This window comes from Sphingomonas rhamnosi, from assembly GCF_036663615.1.
Classification (GTDB): Bacteria; Pseudomonadota; Alphaproteobacteria; order Sphingomonadales; family Sphingomonadaceae; genus Sphingomonas.
The window spans coordinates 25,980-42,225 of record NZ_JAXOJJ010000011.1 but is presented as its reverse complement, the minus strand read 5'-3'; the positions used below and the strand labels follow the sequence as shown (position 1 = coordinate 42,225).

Sequence of the window (16,246 nt, the reverse complement as noted above, 5' to 3'; positions counted from 1 at the left end):
ATTCACTTTGTCTCATACCCCCTTCGCTAACGCGAATGTCGCGGGGTGGAGCAGCCCGGTAGCTCGTCAGGCTCATAACCTGAAGGTCACAGGTTCAAATCCTGTCCCCGCAACCATCTTGATTTGTAGCGCCTCGGCAGCCATCGGCTCCGAGGCCTTTTCTTGTTCGCCACACGTGCACAGTTCCAGCATGCTGGCCAGCTCACCACGCAGGTGGATCGCGAGGTCGTCACCCTCAGGCCGGAGCACCACGGCTTCGATGAGCTCGCGGATGCGCTCGAATGCCAGGCTCTGCAACGCCTCGTCCTCGAACGCCTTGGTCAAACGTGCCACCTTCTCGCGGTACACGCGGCCAAGATCAGGATGCACGAGCGCTGGAACATTAGCCGGCACCGCAGTAGCTTTGATCTCGGCTGCAAGCCACTTTTGCCGCTCACTCAGGAGCTGCAACTCGTCGACGAACATCGCGGCATCTACGCCTTTGAGAATCGCCGTCTTGATGTTGGACAGCTGCGTGTTCACCTGCGCCAGCTCCACTTCGCGTTCCGGGCGCACGGTGACGCTCACCGCCTGCAGCCGGCGGGTCTCCGCTTCATACTCCTCCAGGAACACCGCCAGCACATCATCGCGCAGCATCTCCGTGGTGAGGCCGGACAGTATTCGAGCGTCGAGCTCGTCCTGCCGGACGGTCAGTCGGTTGCCACAGTAGCTCAGCCCCTTTTTGGCTGACCCCTGACAGCCGAAGCGGCTTTTGCCCGACTTGGCGTAGCTGGCGCCGCACTCGCCGCAGGTCATCTTGCCCGTCAGGAGATAGCGTGGCCGCTGCTGGGCGAAGAAGGGCACGGGCGGCGTGACGTCGGCCTTCGGCTTCGATCCTCGCGCGAGCTTTGCCTGTCGGTTCTTCACCGCTTGCCACAGCGCGTCCGGAACGATGCGCAGGTCCGGCACCGCGACCAGCTCGGGGCGTTCTTCGTCGGGGCGCACGAAGGCATGACGCTTTCCACTATCGGGGTTCTTCCGATAGGTCTGCTTCTGGTAGGGGCGCCAGCCGGTATAGAGAATATTGTTCAGGATGCCGGTGCCACGTTCGGCATTGCCTGTGATGGTATTGGGCGTCCACGCGGGTGGCTTGAGGCTCAGCCTTGCGTCACGCTTGCCGCTGCGCGGCGGAGCAACACCTTCGGTATTCAGCCGACGGATGATCTGGCCGGGCGACATCCCAGCGGCAAACTCTTCGAAGATGCGCACGACGATGGCGGCCTGCGCCGGCAGCACCTGCTGCAGGCCTTTGATGCGTTCGTTGTTGCCGTCATATTCGATCCGCTTGTCGTAGCCATATGCGACACCGCCAGGGTTCAAGCCCATTTCATGGCGCTTGGCCAGTGCATCGCGGGTCTTGCCGCTCGTCGCTGTGATCTGCTCGGCATTGATGGTGCCCATCATGCCGATGTGCATCGGTGTAATCACGCCCTCCTTGCGGGTGGCGAGGATGATGCCGCGAAATTTCAGTCGCTCGTAGAGGCCGGCAATGTCCGCCTGCCCGCGCGAGATGCGGTCCATCGCGTCGCCGTAGACGACGTCCACGCCCCCGCGGCCGACGGCGGCGAGAAGCGCCTGCATTCCAGGCCGATGCATCGTTGCGCCGGATTTGGCTCCATCGGTGAAGCAGCCAACCTCGATCCACTCCTGCCGCGCTAACTCCCGCCGACACATCATCAGCTGCGTATCGATGCTGAGCGGATCCTGTTGGTCCGTCGAGTAGCGGGCGTAAATGACAGCTCGCACCTTAATTTTCCTCTTCCATTCGGGGTTCGCTGCCCGTTGCGTCCCCTGATCCTTTGTTCAGCTTCGACCTTCCCCTTTGAGCATCCATACGCGCAAGATCGCGCGCAAGTAGCCGTGCCAACTCAATGGCCAACGAGTGGGGCGGGCGGGGCGCCTCCGTAAGGCCACCGGCATCGATGCATGAGCGCTTACGCATCTTGGATGCGCTCGACCAAATCATTGAAGTACCGGAGCGTGACAACGGCGCTGTCTTCCAGCGCCGACAGTCGATCATCGAGCTCCACGAGCGTGACGAGCATGTCGCTCGCCGGTTCGCTGGCCATGTGGGCCTGTCGGACCAACCCTGCCGTCCGCCCGAACTCGGCGGCAAGCGCCCGCCATGCCAAATCGAGCGCTTCGAGAATTCGCGACTGTTCGCCAATGCGTGCCGTGTCGGCAGCATGGGACGCGACGACGATCATCGGAGCGCCGCCACCAGACCGGCGAGGCTCGGTGGCGGCTGATCGTCGGCGAAGCGCGGATTGCCGTCATAAGCCTTGATCCAGTCGAACGCTGCACCACGGTTCGGGAATGTTCGATACTGCAGTTGCAGGTCCTGGCAGATCTGCGCGACGAGGTAAGTCTGGTTGACTGTCGCCTTTTCCTTGCGCCAGCTTGCCTTCGGGTCACGCCCCTTTTTGGATTTGAGGAATAGCTCGGTTTCTTCACGGTACAGCTTGCGCAGCCATTTCCAGCGCACCCAGATTCCGTATTCCCGGATCGTTCCCCCCGCAGGCGACTGGAACAAGAGCGCGAGATGATCCGCAACCGAGCCGTCGGGCGCGTGTGCGGTGGACTGGACCAGCAGGAGAACACCTATGTTTCCCAGAGCCAGCCAGCCCGTGAGAGCGACGTGGTCGAGGTCCAGCTGGTCGACCGGCTCGAAGGCGCCGCCAAGTCGGTAGGCGGCTCGATCTCGCAGATTGAAGGCGGCGCGGCGGTGTTCGCGCGCCTGCGCGTCGTGGATCAGCGCGTCGAGTTCGCCAACCCTCGTCTCGACGTGACGTTGAGCCATCGCCAGCTTGCTGAATAGCCGACCGGCCTCGATCTTGAGGCGGTCCTCGATGCTGTAGGTCTTCGGTGCCATGCCCACCTTTTGAGCGACACAGCAAAGGCGCTTATGGGGGCTACCCCCGGTAAAAACACAGTTGGGGTCTCAGGCGGCCGTGAGGGCTGCATTGATGGAATCGCGTAGTTGCATCTGGCCGTCAAAGGCTCCGGGCAGCTTGGCACTGGCAGGGTCTTTGCGGATTGCGATCGCGTTGCGTTTGATCTCGCTGTCGATTTGACCTGGATTTGAGCCAGACGTCCGGCCGTGCGGTGACGGGCGCACCCTCGTCTTGTTCTGCACGCTGGCCTCCCACGCGTTCCATATCTCTTCAAAGCTGTACGCTGGCGTGCATTTCTGCCTGGCCGGGTCGGGCGCTTGATACTTCATGCGGCTAGTGGTCGGATCCCAGACTTGCTGCATCCTGATTCGGTAAAGTGCGATGTCGCGGAGAAACGCGATACGAAGCGCTTCGAACAGGTAGCCTACCGATAGCGCCTTCTCGTGAATCCGCAAAGGTTCAGGCAGGAGACCGAGCATTCCGCGGCTTCCCAGCGTCATCAAGGCTTTATCGATCCAGCTAGGCTGGTTTTGCGGCCGATCGGCAGTCCAGTCGATGGCCTCCTCCACGGCCAGGTACAAGCACACGCCTGCGTTGGCGCGGTCCATGTGCCCGACCAGCGTATTGGGTGCATGCCTTTTCTTGCAGGTTGCGAGGGTCTCGCGCAGGGTCATCAACGACCTGCGCGTCTCACTCACGACTTCGTCAAGGACAGGGTAGAGGGCATTGCCGTGCTGAGCGCGCCAAAGGTGAAGCTGGACGCGAGCCCGGGTATCGAGTTCAAGCTCTCGAATCTCAACCTCTGTTTTCCGTCTGAGCCCAATAGCCAAGTCATTCGACTGGGCGGGTGTGTAGGCGTCAAGCAGACGCTCTGCGAGCGACAGATCCGCTTCCAGCAATCGCAGCAGTGTGGAGACCCGCAGACTTCCTCCGCTACCATCCTTTTCTGCTGCGTCGAGCGCCGACCAGTTCAAAGGCGCGTGGATTTGCGCGCCGCACCTCATGGCAATGCCCCGGAGAACATAGGCAATGTGGAGACGTGCCATGCCGGGCACCACCGTCTTCAGCTCCTCGATTTCCTCACGTAACGCGGGCCGCAGCGACAGGTTTGCCGCACTCTCTGAAAGGAGGCGCCGACCGCGACCGATCCTGAGCTCCAGGAGAGCATCCGCGGCTTGCGGCAATATCTCCGACAACTTTGTCAGATCCGTCGCAATTTGCTCAAGATCCTCGATGCCGATATAGTCGCAGATCACTTCGCGCGCAGCGTCAATGCCATCGGGCCCAACGAGCCGATTGAGATACTGGGTAATGCCACTCGGATTACGGCCCACCGTGCTGGCGTCGGGAAATTGAGGATAGACATGTGTTACACGTGCGGCGAAATCCGCTGGCATGGCGCTGCCGCCCAGGAGCGCGGCTATGCGCTGTCCTGAGGCATAGCGCGACCGCTGGCGACGGGAGATCTCGTGCTCGATGTGCGTGAGCAGGGTGTCCAGGCGGTCGGGGGCAGAAAGGTGCTCCGACAAATACGAACGCATCAAGGCCTTGCTCCAGCACACGTCGCAACGCTTCGGTCCGGGTGGTTCGGAGCTATCCCGCCTCGCCCGCTCAACCGCGACAAACCGTTACGTTTAGTGCCAAGAAATTGGCATACTGGTTATTGCAGCAGCTAATGTGCGATTAACCGTGCCAATGTGTCCTCCTATGAATAAGTTGCACCCATCTGACGTGTTCGCCGCGCGATGTTAGACCCTTAGGCGGCATTGGTCCGGTTTGCCCCAGAAGCAGATGCGGCAGGGATCGGAACGGCTGCTTTCACGGAGATTTGGGTGGAGAACGGCCTAGCCGCTTTGGAGCGCAGACCGGCATAATCGGCCATTTGTTCAGGTTAAAGTCGTTGGCAGTATGAAGCTTCAGGTACCTATATTCTCCCGGTTTTTGCGACGGCTTATGCCCCGTGAAAGGCTTTGGAGCGTATGCGCCGGATCCACACAGTGCCACAGCACTTCCGTTACCGGTAGTTACCGAACTACTCTGCAGCCTTTTCAAGCGCTTCGAGTGAATCGGCTGGGGCATCGCCGAACTTGACTTTCGAAACAAGGACCGAGTCATGCAACTACGATAACTTCGTCGATGGGGAGGTCTATTCTGCTTCCAGCTTCAATCCATTTGCGCTAGCGTCCGTGTGTTTTAAATCTGGCTGGGGGGCTAGTCATGAACCGGAAACCGATCTTCGACGCCGTGCGGATATTGCTCGGCCGCGGCTTTACACCAAGCGAAGTGAAATCACTCGATCTTGCCTGCGACTTGGCGGAAGCTGCGCTGAGCCCGGCGGCGCCGCCTGCCCCGGTGGAGAACACAACCAGGGCTCCTGCCAGTCCGGTCCCGCACGTCGCTGCACGCAGCCTGGGGTCGCTTTCCGAAGAATTCGAGAGCGGTGGTCGCGGACCCGAAACCGTGTCCGGCGGCCTCAACGATCCGGGAGGCGTCTCCTACGGCGTGTACCAGCTGGCCAGCAAGAGCGGCAGCTGCGCCGCCTTCATGAAGGTGGAGGGCAGGCCCTGGGCGGCGGACTTCGGCACGGCCGTGCCAGGCAGTCTGCCATTCACAACCGCTTCGAAGGCAGTAGCGCACCGCGATCCGGATGCTTTCCGCAAGGCGCAGCACGCTTTCATCGAGCGGACCCACTATCGCCCTGTGCTCGCCGCCGTCACCGATCGCAAAGGGATCGATCTTGACGCGCGCTCCGATGCTGTGAGCGACGTGGCGTGGTCCTGCGCGGTGCAGCATGCAGGCGCGCCGAACATCCTCATCGAGGCGATCGATGTGACGGACCGAAACACCGCCCGCGACGATCCTGCTTATGACCGTCAGCTCATCGAGGCGACCTACGCCACCCGAAAAGCCTACGTCTTGCACGTGGCGAGCAATCCCAAGCTGGCGCCCGGCGAAAGGGCCCAACTGATCTCGATCACCAAGAACCGCTATCCCAAGGAACTGGCGAAGGCGCTGGCAATTCTGGGGACGGGGGCGTCCCTTGCGCGCTCACCGGCCCAACCCGCGATAGGGGGAGCCGCGGCGAACGGTACTCCCGGTGCGATCCTCGGCACGATCAACGGGAGGGCGGTGGCCGGATCCAACGGCGTCGACGTGAAAGGGCCGAGCGTGAACTTGGACACACTCGATGCGCGGATGGAACCGGCCATCGTGGCGGTCGCCCAGTCAGCGCGGGCGCTCGCCCTTCCCCGTCCCGTCATCACCTCGGGGAACGACAGCAAGCACATGGATGGTTCGCGCCATTACACGAATCGGGCCATCGATTTCCGCGGCAACAACGTCAAGGTCAGTGTGGGCCAAGCCTTGCGCGATTTGGTAGCCGCGAAGCTCGGAACGGACTATGACGTCGCGTTCGAGACTTTCATGGACCCGGCGAACAATCATCTGCATGTCGAATATGATCCCGATTAGACCGTTGCTGGCGGCAGCCGTCGTGCTGGTGGCTGCATGCGAGCGCCCGCCGGCGACTGCACAACGGCAGACCAGCGAGAACGCCGCGGTCAACAGTGACGCTGCATCATCGTCCGCCGAGCTCAAAACAGCCAAGCCTTCGCTGACCGGGCGGTCTCCGGTCGAGCCTGCCGCCAGCGTCACCCCGACGATCAACCAGGCTTCGACTGGGCAGATCGACTCTGAGCCGAAGGCGGCTCCGCCCGGCCGCGTGGTCGAGACAATCGACATCACCGTGAATGGCGAGCCCGCCTGCGCCCTCACCGTCCGCTACCGCCACAAGGTCGACCAGCCCGCCACATGGCGAGGCGAGCGCTGCGCCGACATCTCAGTGCGCCTGGTCTCACTAAAGGACCTGGTAAACCTGGGCCAGGCCGCCAAGCTCGACGCCGATGCACGTGAAGACCTCGCACGGACCGATGGCGGCAGGGCGATCTATGTCGAGGGCAAGTTCTCGTCCGCGCTATTTCCACTGAACGTCCTGGGACGTATCTACAAGGTGCCGCTCGCCGACTGATCGAAGACGCGCGGTCTACAGCGTCCTGAAACTTAGCGCATTTGCCCAGCAGACTCCGTGTCGATCGACCGTGAAGTTATTTGACGACTACTCTGTAACAGGATTAACAATTGCGCGGGGGGCTCCAGGGGGGGGCGCGCCAGGGAGCATCCGATGCGCAGTGATCAGTGCCGGATCATTGTTCACGATCGGCAGGATCGCGTCGTCGGCTGCGGATTAATCGCCGATGACGAGCACGTCATCACCTGCACCCATGTCGTTCGTTCCGCCTGGGGGGAAGAGGCGCCGCCCAACGCACCTGTCCAGATCACAACCGATGCGGGCGAGCGGCTGGACACGCAAGTCGTCAAGGAAGGTCAGCCCAGCTTCGATGTCTCGGTGCTCAAGCGCACTGACGGCAAGCGCTTCGCGCCGACCGTCTCGGCGCTGTGGGCCAGGGGCAGGCCGGGCCAGGCCTTCACGGGCCTCGGCATGAACGCTAAGTATGCCGACGGCGTGCCGCTGAGCGGCACTCTGGGAGCGACCACGCTGGGCGGCAATAACCAGTTCGTCACCGCGACCAGCAGGGACACACGCATCGAGCCGGGGGCGTCGGGCGCGCCGCTGTTCGAGGTGGTGGATCCCGATGTCCGCAACGACGGAGCGTTGCTCGGCATGGTGACCAGTTACCAGCAGCTGATGAACGGAGTGATCGTCGGAGCTGCGGCGCTGGCCGCCTTCTGGCCGGGGCTGCGCTCGTTCGACCCGGCTCCCGGCGAAGTCATGCCGCCCCTGCTTGATGACGACGCGGACCGCGCGCCTGTCGACCGTCTGCTGCGCGAGATCGATCGCTCCCCGCAGCGCCGTGCCTTCAAGGACGCCATCGACGAGCGCCGCCTGCTGAGCGGTCCGGGCTACCTGATCGCGGCGCTGTCCGGCGTCTGGGCGGACTTGCCCGACCGCTGCGCCATGGTGCTGAGCACGTATGCAATGGCACGGATAATGCGGGATGTCGCGCCCGACACGATCAAGTCGAAGGTTTGGCCGCTGAAGATCGCCGACCTGCTTGCCGAGACCAGCAGGGGCGCACGCCGCAATCTGCTCTCCGCGCTGTGCTGGAATTACCAGGTGGACACCGACGTCGCGGTGCTGCGGCCCTGCCTGGCGCAGGAGACGGTGCCGGTCTCGATCTTCGCCACGGCGTCGCGTCAGGACGTTGCGCTGATCACGTCCAAGATGCTGGCGGGCTGGTCCGCCTGCCTGGCGGAGCTTGCCTTGCCGATCCGCAACAAGCCGCTGCTGATGTTCATTATGGTGGTCGGCGACGATCCCGACACGGCGCCAGCAGCGACGCCGCTGCCGGTGCTGCGCAAGCCATGGTACGTCAACCTGCCGCCGTTGCAGTTGATCGAGGCCGACGAGGTGCGAACCTGGATCACGGGCTTGTCGCAGGATGCTCAGGGCCGCCGCGTGCGGCGCCAGATCGAGGCGGTCCTCGACACCCGTGCGGCAGGCTCGCCGCGATTCCGCATGAAGGAGCTCGAGTCATGGTTCAGTGCAGAATGTTGCGATGAGCGCGAATTACGCGTTTCTGGCAGTGAAGCCCGGGGAGGGTTCGGTCACCCTGACCGCGCCCCTGGTGTCCCAGTCGCCCGACCCGACCAATTACAAGCCGGCGCGGGGCCTCGCCGAAGCGATGGACACAGCGATGCTGCTGGGCATGCCGCTCCTCCTGACTGGGGAGCCAGGAACCGGCAAGACCCAGGCGGCGCGGTGGCTGGCATACCGGCTGAAGGCACGCCTGGTTCGCCAGGACGTCAAGTCCACCACCGCTGGGCGCGACTTGCTATACAGCTTCGATGAAGTCGCACGGTTCCGCGAGGCCAACCGGGGCGAGAGCAAGCCGCTGATCGAATACGTTCGCTTCAGCGCTCTCGGCGAGGCGATCGTGCGCACTTGGGGTGGGGAAGGGGCGCTCACGTCGTTGCGCCAGGGCGCGAACATCGCCGACGATGCCTTGCCAAAAACGACCCAAGCGACCACCGCGACGCTCCTGCCGCAGGACCCGCAGTTCGCCAAGGCCAAGCCTGAACACTGCGTCGTGCTCATCGATGAGATCGACAAGGCGCCGCGCGACACCCCCAACGACCTGCTTGCCGAGTTCGAGCTCCTGGCCTTCGATGTGCCCGAGCTTGGCCTTCGGATCGCGGCGGATGCGCGCTGGCGACCGATCGTGATCATGACCAGCAACTCCGAGCGCGCTCTGCCCGAGGCGTTCCTGCGCCGCTGCCTCTTCTTCAACATCCCGCCGCCCAGCCCGGATGACATGGCGCAGATCGTGTCGGGGTTCATCAAGGAGCTGCCCGGTACGCCGCTCTTCACCAGCGCCTTCGCCTTCTACGAGGCGTTGCGGCGTGAACCCACGGTGCGAAAGAAGCCCGGGACGGCGGAATTTTTGGCCTGGTGCGGAGCACTCTTCCGCCTCGCCGGACAGGAGCCGGACAAGGCTCTGACGCATAAGGCAGAAACCGACGACCGCGTCCTCAAAACTTTGATCTGTCTCGCCAAGGCCAAGGAGGATCTGGTCCTCGCGGAAACGCTGTACAAGAGCGGCGACTGGCAGGCGCAGCCGACGCCGGGTTGATGGGGGACGCGCGCGACTTCTACGCCGAGGCGCAAGGGCAGGCTCAGTCGCGTCGTCTAGGGCCCTTACGACTGGCGAAGCTGGCGGCTTTGCAAGTCGCGCTGCTCGAACGCGGCGTGCCGTCGGATGATCTGCGACTACCGTTCTACTTCGCCCCGCTGCTCGGCACGGCGCCGGACGATGCGGACGATGCGGACTATTGCGGCCCGCTGACGGCCACGGCTCAGACAAAGTCCTTTCCTCTCGAGGGGCAGGATGCCGACGCGCCAGGAACCTGGCGGCGCCTGGGCGCGGCCGCGCGATCGCGGTCGCTGGCGCTCCGCTCGTGGTTCACATGGGACAGGGCGCGTGCCCTGCTTCGGTCCGAGCGCTTTCGGATCTACGCCGGCTTGACGGTATTGGCTCTGCTACTGATCCTGATCTTCGGTCCGTCGAACCCGCTCAACCCCGACGCGATCGACACTTCGAGCCCGCTGCCGCCGATCTTCGATGCCGCGACCAGGAGCCGCACCGGCTCGATCACGCAATCGCTCTTCCTGCTGAACGGGACCGTGCTACTGGCAGACCTGGCACTCGCCGCGCTGGCGTTCGCCTGGCCCTACTGCGCGGCGGTCCTGCACGAGCGGCGGCGCACTCGGCTGCGCGAAAGTGTCGCCGCGATCCCGCATACCCTGATTGCGACCTCGGTCCGGCTGGCGCAAGCGCGCTTCTTCGACGATCCGTCATTCGCTGCCTCGCTGCGCAAGCTGCGTCGCTATACCTCGGTACCCTCGAATTCGATCGATGTGGCCGGCAGCATTCGCGCCACGATCGCACATGGCACGGAGCCCCAGCTGCGCTTCGCCAGGCGCAAGCGCAGTCCCGACTACGTGCTGCTGAGCGAGCGCGAGCAGCCGGGCGACCACCTCCCCGAACTCGCCAAGTCGTGGCGCGAGCACTTGGGCGAGGCACAGATCTCCTGCGCGCATTACGAATTCTTCGGTGATCCGCACACCCTGAGGGCGCTCAGTGAGAGCCAAGGCCGCCTTGCCGCGCCGGCCGACCAGCACGAACGGCTCGAGGACGTGCTGTTGCGCCACCCCGGTGCGCACGTCGTCATCATGCTGGAGAGCTTCGACGCGCTGCCCGATGGCGCCTCGCTACCACGCTGGCTCCAGGGGGACCGCAACGAGACCCGATTTCACCTGATGAACCCGCGCGCCGCGCGTCACTGGGCGGCCGAAGAGGTACGCCTCGCGGGCCTGAACGTCGAAAGCTTCGATGCCACGTGCGAGGGCAGCCTGGACTTCGCCGACCAGGTCGACCGTGCCAGCGGCGAGGGTGAGGTCGCGCCGCCGGACGCGCCGGGCGAAGCGGACCTGGGCGGCTGGCTCGCCGCGCACCGTTCGCTGCTACTGGCGCAAGCACCGCCGACCGAGCATCAGGTGCAGGTCATCCTGGACACGCTGCAGCGCTGGCTCGACCGCGAGGCGTTCGATTGGCTGCGCGCGCTCGCGGTCATGCCGGTGATCAGCCCAGGCTACACGCTGTTCTGCGGGGCGGTGCTGGCCGACCAGACGCTCGTCACCCATGATCGGTTTCTCGCCTTGGCGCGTCTGCCGTGGCTGCGCAGCTGCACGATGCCAGCGTGGCTGCGCCTGGCCCTGCTGGGAAGCCTCTCTCCCGCCGCCTTGGAGCGCGCTGCCGCCGTGGCCGCCGCCTTCCTTGATCCCACGGACGGCGAGCCGCAGACCGCGGAAGACCTGGTCGCCCGGCGGCGCACCGCCGAGGACGCGGCCCAGCGCGCCGCGCTCTCGCAGCGGCTGCGGCAATCGCGTCACCCGATCTTCAATGACCCCCTGCTTCACGAGGCGCTGCAAGGCGAGGTTCCGCAAGGTGAGCCGCTCGATGTGCGCGCGCATGGCATGGTGCCGGTGTCCCGCCCGCGCTGGTTCCGCCGGCCGGGTTATCAAGCCTCGATCGCGGCGGGACTCGCCATCGTGCTGCTGCTGTTCGTACAGCCGCAGTCCTGGCGCGAGCAGGGCCTGATCCCGTTCGGATCGCGACAAGTGCCGCAGCCGCCCGCGTCCGCGCCCGCCCCGGAGCCAATGAGCGCGGCGCCTTCACCCCTCCCGACACCGGATACCCCGCCCCCCGCGAGCGAGAGTGCTGCCGACGCTATGGAAGCCGCGGCTGATGCCGCAAGCGCCGCCGCCGCGAAGGCCGCCATCGAGGCGGACGCTCCGGCGCCCGACCAGGCCCTTCGGGGACGGTCGAGCACGCTCTACATCCAGATCGCCGACGAGAATCAGCGCCGCCAGGCGCAGGCGGTTCAAGCGCGGCTGGCAGGCGCCGTGATCGCCGGCGTCACTGTGACCGCCCCAGGTGTCCAGAACACCGCTACACGGTCGCCCAACAGCACGCAGTTGCGCTGCTTCACCGCATCCGCCTGCGCCTTCGCGCAGTACCTCGTGCCGGTAATCAGCTCGTCAGGCGTCGACGCGCGCATCGTGCGGTTCACGCGTCAGGACTTCACCACGCCTGACAACCGGCTGCAGGAGAACCAGGTCGAACTCTGGCTTGGCCAGCCAGCCAACGCGCCGAACTCGGACTCGCTTGGCAAGACGCCAACAAGCAACACGCCAAAGAGCAAGGTACCGGCCAGCAAAGCGCGGGCAGGCAAGAGCGCCAGCGATGCGAGCGGTAGCACCGGCGGCGGCTGGTCGGTGGCGCAGGACAAGGCGCCGACGCAAGTCGCACCGAGCCGCACTGACCAGTCGCCGGTCCAAGCGGCGCCTCCGGCAGCGACGGGGGCATCGTCATCAGCGGCGGAGACCCCGTCATCATGGGGGATGACCGCCACCGCCTACTTCTCCTACGACAACAGTGCCCTTGACGCCGAGGCCGTCTCGCTTCTGACCGACGCCGTACGCCGGGCTCGGAGCATGGGATCGTATCGTGTGCGGCTCGATGCCTATACCGATCTGAAGGGTGGCAGCACGTCGGCTGCACGTGATGCCCAAGTGGTCCGCGCGTACCTGGTCGGACTCGGCGTTCCCGAAGGCGCGATCGCGACCACCATCCATCCGACCGATCGCACGACCGGATCTCAGCAGACTGGCGCCACCGGGGCACGCCGGGTGGAGGCCACCTTCTTGCAGAACACCGCCCGGTGAGCGACGCGCCGCTAACCCCGCATCCCGGTCGCGCGTTCGCCTAGTTGCCGAACACGGTGTAGGCCAGCCAGGTGAAGTCGTTCTGCGTCTTGCAAGCCTCGCGCGCGGCCTTGACCGCCTCGCCGAGCGTGCAGCCATTCTCCAGTCCGGCGTAGACCGACTTGGCGAAAGCATTGGCGAGCTTGTCGTCGACCGACCATAGCGCGCCGATGAAGGCCGCCGCACCCCGCCGGCTGCTTGGCCGCAGGAAGGCGCGCGCGAAGCCGGCTGGGCCGACGATCCCGGCCCCTTGCTGCCCGGTCTGGCAGGCATTGATGAACACCAGCGGCCCGCCGTCGGTGCCGAAGTCCGCCTTGTCGCTGACGATCTCCCAAGTGAGCGTATCGGGTACGGCCTCGCCCCGCTCGTTTTGCTGACTGAGGAGCAGCAGTTCGGACCCGATCACCTCGTCCTGCTTCACCCGGCCATGGCACGCGAAGTGCAGCAACGCGCAATTTGTGGCGCCGGTCTCGAGGAAGTCGGCGACCGCCTGGCTGGTCGCCGGGATCTCGGTGATCGCCGCACCGAACCGCTCGATCAGCGAGTCGCGCTCAGCCACCGCGCCGGCGAGCTTGGTCCGCGCGTCGGCGTAGTCGGGGATCACATAGCTGCACGTGCCCTCGTCAAACGCGCGTCGCCGCCGGTTGGCCGGAGCATCGTGGAGCCAACGCGTCAGGCCCCATTCGGCGAGGAAGCCCTGACCCGACTTCTCCTGTCCATCGGGATCGCTGAGGTAGGCCAACTCCCACGGAATGTAGGGCTCGCTCGAGATGATCTGGATCGCGGTGATGTCCTTGCGGAACTTCCACAGGGTCCGCCGGATCGGCTCGGGCATTAGGCCGTTGGTCCACTCCTTGGCCGCGGCCGTGAGTTGCAGCAGGAAGCTATTGTAGAGCGCCTGCTTGTCCCCGCCCTGACGCAGTTTCCACGCCCGCTCCACTCGTTGGAGCAAGCCGCTCGTGTACTTGTCGAGCGAGATAGCGCCATCGATCGCCAGCAGCTGCAGGTCGGCTAATTCGGGATCGTCGCTGGTGAGGTTGAACTGCAGGCGCAAGTTGTCGTTGCCGGTCTTAAACTCGTAGATGCGCAGGACCACGCGTCCTTTCGAGGCCACTTTGATCGGCGTGGCCGCCTCGGCCTGCCCGCGCAGCGTCCTGGGTCGGACATCGACGAAGATCGGCTTTAGGCTGAAGGCCGCGACCGTCTGATTGTGCTGCCGCGCCTCGATCCGCAGCTCGGCCTCGCCCGGCGTCAGGCCCTTCACCTTGAACTTGCGGACGACTTCGTCGGGGTCGCTTGGGTCGACCTGCTGGACGTGCGGATCGAGCACTTCGCAATTGGCCAGCGCGATTACCTCGACCTCGAGCGGCTTGACCGCGTCCAGCCTCACCGGGTTGACGAGCGCGGCTGCGGCAGCGTGATCGGCCACGACGATCGCATCTGGCGAGATGGTGACATAGACGCTCGCGGGCTTGTCGAGCGTGGGCACCGGCGTCATCTCGGCGGCGACGTAGCGCTCGGTGGTCGCTGGAGCCGCGGCGTCAGCGGGCGCCGCGGCAGATGCTGCGACGGCGGTTGGTCGCTCGGCAGCGACCGGCGGGGCTGCGGGCGTGGGCGGCTCGGCCGCGGGGCTGGGCGGCCGGATGGCGTCCCAGTCGATCGAGGCCGGGCCGCGCCGGACCGGCTCGTCGTGTCGATCGTATCGTCGCTCCCAGGCTCCATCGTCCTCGCCTCGGCGCGCGTCATCCGAAACGCGGTCGGCTTCCCAAAAGTTGTCGGCCGCCCAAGCAGCTTTGTCGCCACCGAAACCGCCACCACCGCCACCGCCATAGTCGACGGCGGCGTCATATCGAGGCTCGGGCGGGCGCTGCGGTTCGGGCACGGGCTCGGGGTCTGGCTCGGGGTCGGGCTCGGGCTCGGGCTCGGGCTCCGGCGCCGCGCCAACCGGTGACCCCTGCCATTTCGGATCCAGCCAGGCCGCGATCTGATCGCGCACTTCGCTCTGCGAGAAGTAGATCGTGTGGTAGATGCCCGCTGCCGCGACCTGATGCTCGCCCACCGGCTTGGCCGCGCTGCCGAACTGCCCCATCGAGGCGGTATGCACGACAAGGTCGTTGGCGTTGCCGCCGTAGAGCCGGTCCGCCAGCCGGTCGAGCGCCGCCCAGGCCAGCCCGCCACGACTGCCCGAGGGCTCGAACTCGTTCGACACCACGAAGTACCGGCACGCCCCGCCCGAAGCGGCGGCGGTGTTTAGCGCGCCCACCAGAGCGCCGTCGGGCTCCATCGCTGCAAGACCGGGCAGATAGCGTTCGCTGATCGCCACTTGCGAGAGCATCTGCGCGAAGCCGCCCATCAGCCGGATGCCGCCACTGATGAAAGGCTGAGCAGCGACTGTCCCGGTCACTGCGGCCCCGATATGCGCGGCGGCGACCAAGATGTTGGTGTAGATGTCGAGCAGCGCGCGCCAGTTATCGGGCTCGGCAAGCAGCGTGCCGGCGTTCGTACAGCCTACGAACACCGCCTTGTCGATCGCGGCGCTCAGTGGCGTGCGCGGCAGCAGTTGCTCGATCAGCGTCCGCAGAACCAGCCCGCCGCGGCTGAAGGCGATCGCGTCGATACTACTGCCTTCGGGAAGCGCGAGCGCATGAAGCATTGCCAGGATCGCCTCGGCATTCGCGGTCGGCTCCTCCGCCAGCGTGCGGTGGTCATAGCCGAGGACCAGATCGTAGCCTTGCAGCAGTGCGTGGCCCACGAGGCCCGAAAAGCTCGTTGCCGTGTTGGAGAACGTGCCGTGGACGAGCAGCAGGACACGCGCCGGCTCGCCGGCCTTGAGACGCTGCCGCGCTCCGGCAAGATCACCGATCGTCCATGTGAGTGGATCGGCGCCGTCCACCAGCACTGGTCCGATCGGCATGGCGCCCTCGATGTGGTTGGTGACGGCATCGATGGACCGTCGCGCCAGGAAGCGCAGCACGTGCACGCGGACCGGCTCCGTGACCTTGTCCAGGATCCAGTCACCGACGAAGCCGCGCCGGCCGCTGTCCGCATCAGAGCCGGCGCCGACAATGACGAAGCTCTGCACCGCCGGCTCGTCGCCCCAGGATCGGCGCGACACGTTTGACCCGACGCCCGGCGGCAGCTCCCACCGCAGCAGCCCGCTCGCATCCTCGACGAGCAACACCGCGGCCTCGCCGGGCGAGACCGGCACGTCGATCCGAAGCTCGGACTCCTCGCCGCGGCGCAACGCTCCTTGGTCGACGTCCACCGCCAGGGTTGCGACGACCTGGAACTCGGCTGCCGCAAGCGCGGCGGCGATCGCCTCATCTTCGGAGATGGCCGCCGCCGGCGCTGCATCGTTGCCCCGCCGCTGGTCGCCCGGTGCTCCCATTGGCGTGACCCTAAAGCCCGTCGCGACGATGCTGATCGGTGCGCCTTGCCCATCTGCCATAGTCATGTCCCCGTCCCTATT

The 16,246-nt window shown here is 65.4% G+C and carries 9 protein-coding genes, 1 tRNA gene and 1 pseudogene; 6 read left to right on the top strand and 5 right to left on the bottom strand.

The annotated features are described in order from the left end of the window. The first annotated feature begins 39 nt into the window (after positions 1–39). A tRNA-Met gene (locus tag U1701_RS17445) sits at positions 40–116 on the top strand. Here U1701_RS17445 and U1701_RS18780 read toward each other — a convergent pair. The 4 genes from U1701_RS18780 to U1701_RS17420 all read right to left on the bottom strand — a co-directional run bounded on the left by U1701_RS18780 (position 73) and on the right by U1701_RS17420 (position 4,477). Beyond that, positions 73–1,785, bottom strand: a complete 1,713-nt coding sequence (locus U1701_RS18780; protein ID WP_443026088.1) for a recombinase family protein — start codon at positions 1,783–1,785, stop codon at positions 73–75. The genes U1701_RS17445 and U1701_RS18780 overlap by 44 nt on opposite strands. Positions 1,786–1,973: 188 nt before the next feature. Next, on the bottom strand, positions 1,974–2,246 hold the full coding sequence (locus U1701_RS17430) for a hypothetical protein (protein WP_332783853.1): 273 nt from the start codon (positions 2,244–2,246) through the stop codon (positions 1,974–1,976). Beyond that, positions 2,243–2,911 (bottom strand): hypothetical protein, encoded by a 669-nt coding sequence (locus U1701_RS17425; protein ID WP_332783852.1) that lies wholly within the window; start codon positions 2,909–2,911, stop codon positions 2,243–2,245. The genes U1701_RS17430 and U1701_RS17425 overlap by 4 nt, the downstream gene beginning before the upstream one ends. Positions 2,912–2,980: 69 nt before the next feature. Further along, positions 2,981–4,477, bottom strand: coding sequence for a hypothetical protein (locus U1701_RS17420; RefSeq protein ID WP_332783851.1), 1,497 nt, complete (start codon positions 4,475–4,477; stop codon positions 2,981–2,983). A 673-nt stretch (positions 4,478–5,150) separates the two neighbouring features. On the opposite strand from U1701_RS17420, the gene U1701_RS17415 reads away from it, so the two are divergent. The 5 genes and pseudogenes from U1701_RS17415 (at position 5,151) to U1701_RS17395 (ending at position 12,738) form a co-directional block, all read left to right on the top strand. Then, positions 5,151–6,404: a VgrG-related protein gene (locus U1701_RS17415; protein WP_332783850.1), complete on the top strand. Its 1,254-nt coding sequence runs from the start codon at positions 5,151–5,153 to the stop codon at positions 6,402–6,404. After that, positions 6,382–6,960, top strand: a complete 579-nt coding sequence (locus U1701_RS17410) for a hypothetical protein (RefSeq protein ID WP_332783849.1) — start codon at positions 6,382–6,384, stop codon at positions 6,958–6,960. Before U1701_RS17415 ends, U1701_RS17410 begins: the two co-directional genes overlap by 23 nt. 153 nt (positions 6,961–7,113) lie before the next feature. After that, a pseudogene (locus U1701_RS18775) lies at positions 7,114–7,560 on the top strand (trypsin-like peptidase domain-containing protein); the annotation flags it as partial. 949 nt (positions 7,561–8,509) lie between these two features. Next, the gene (locus tag U1701_RS17400; protein ID WP_443026087.1) at positions 8,510–9,583 is read left to right on the top strand and encodes an AAA family ATPase; all 1,074 of its coding nucleotides are present in this window, start codon (positions 8,510–8,512) and stop codon (positions 9,581–9,583) included. Next, positions 9,583–12,738, top strand: a complete 3,156-nt coding sequence (locus tag U1701_RS17395) for an OmpA family protein (RefSeq protein ID WP_332783847.1) — start codon at positions 9,583–9,585, stop codon at positions 12,736–12,738. The genes U1701_RS17400 and U1701_RS17395 overlap by 1 nt, the downstream gene beginning before the upstream one ends. Before the next feature lie 40 nt (positions 12,739–12,778). On the opposite strand, the gene U1701_RS17390 is transcribed toward U1701_RS17395, so the two are convergent. Beyond that, a complete protein-coding gene (locus U1701_RS17390; RefSeq protein WP_332783846.1) occupies positions 12,779–16,231 on the bottom strand; it encodes a DUF7379 domain-containing protein in 3,453 nt (1,150 codons plus the stop codon). Positions 16,232–16,246 lie beyond the last annotated feature (15 nt).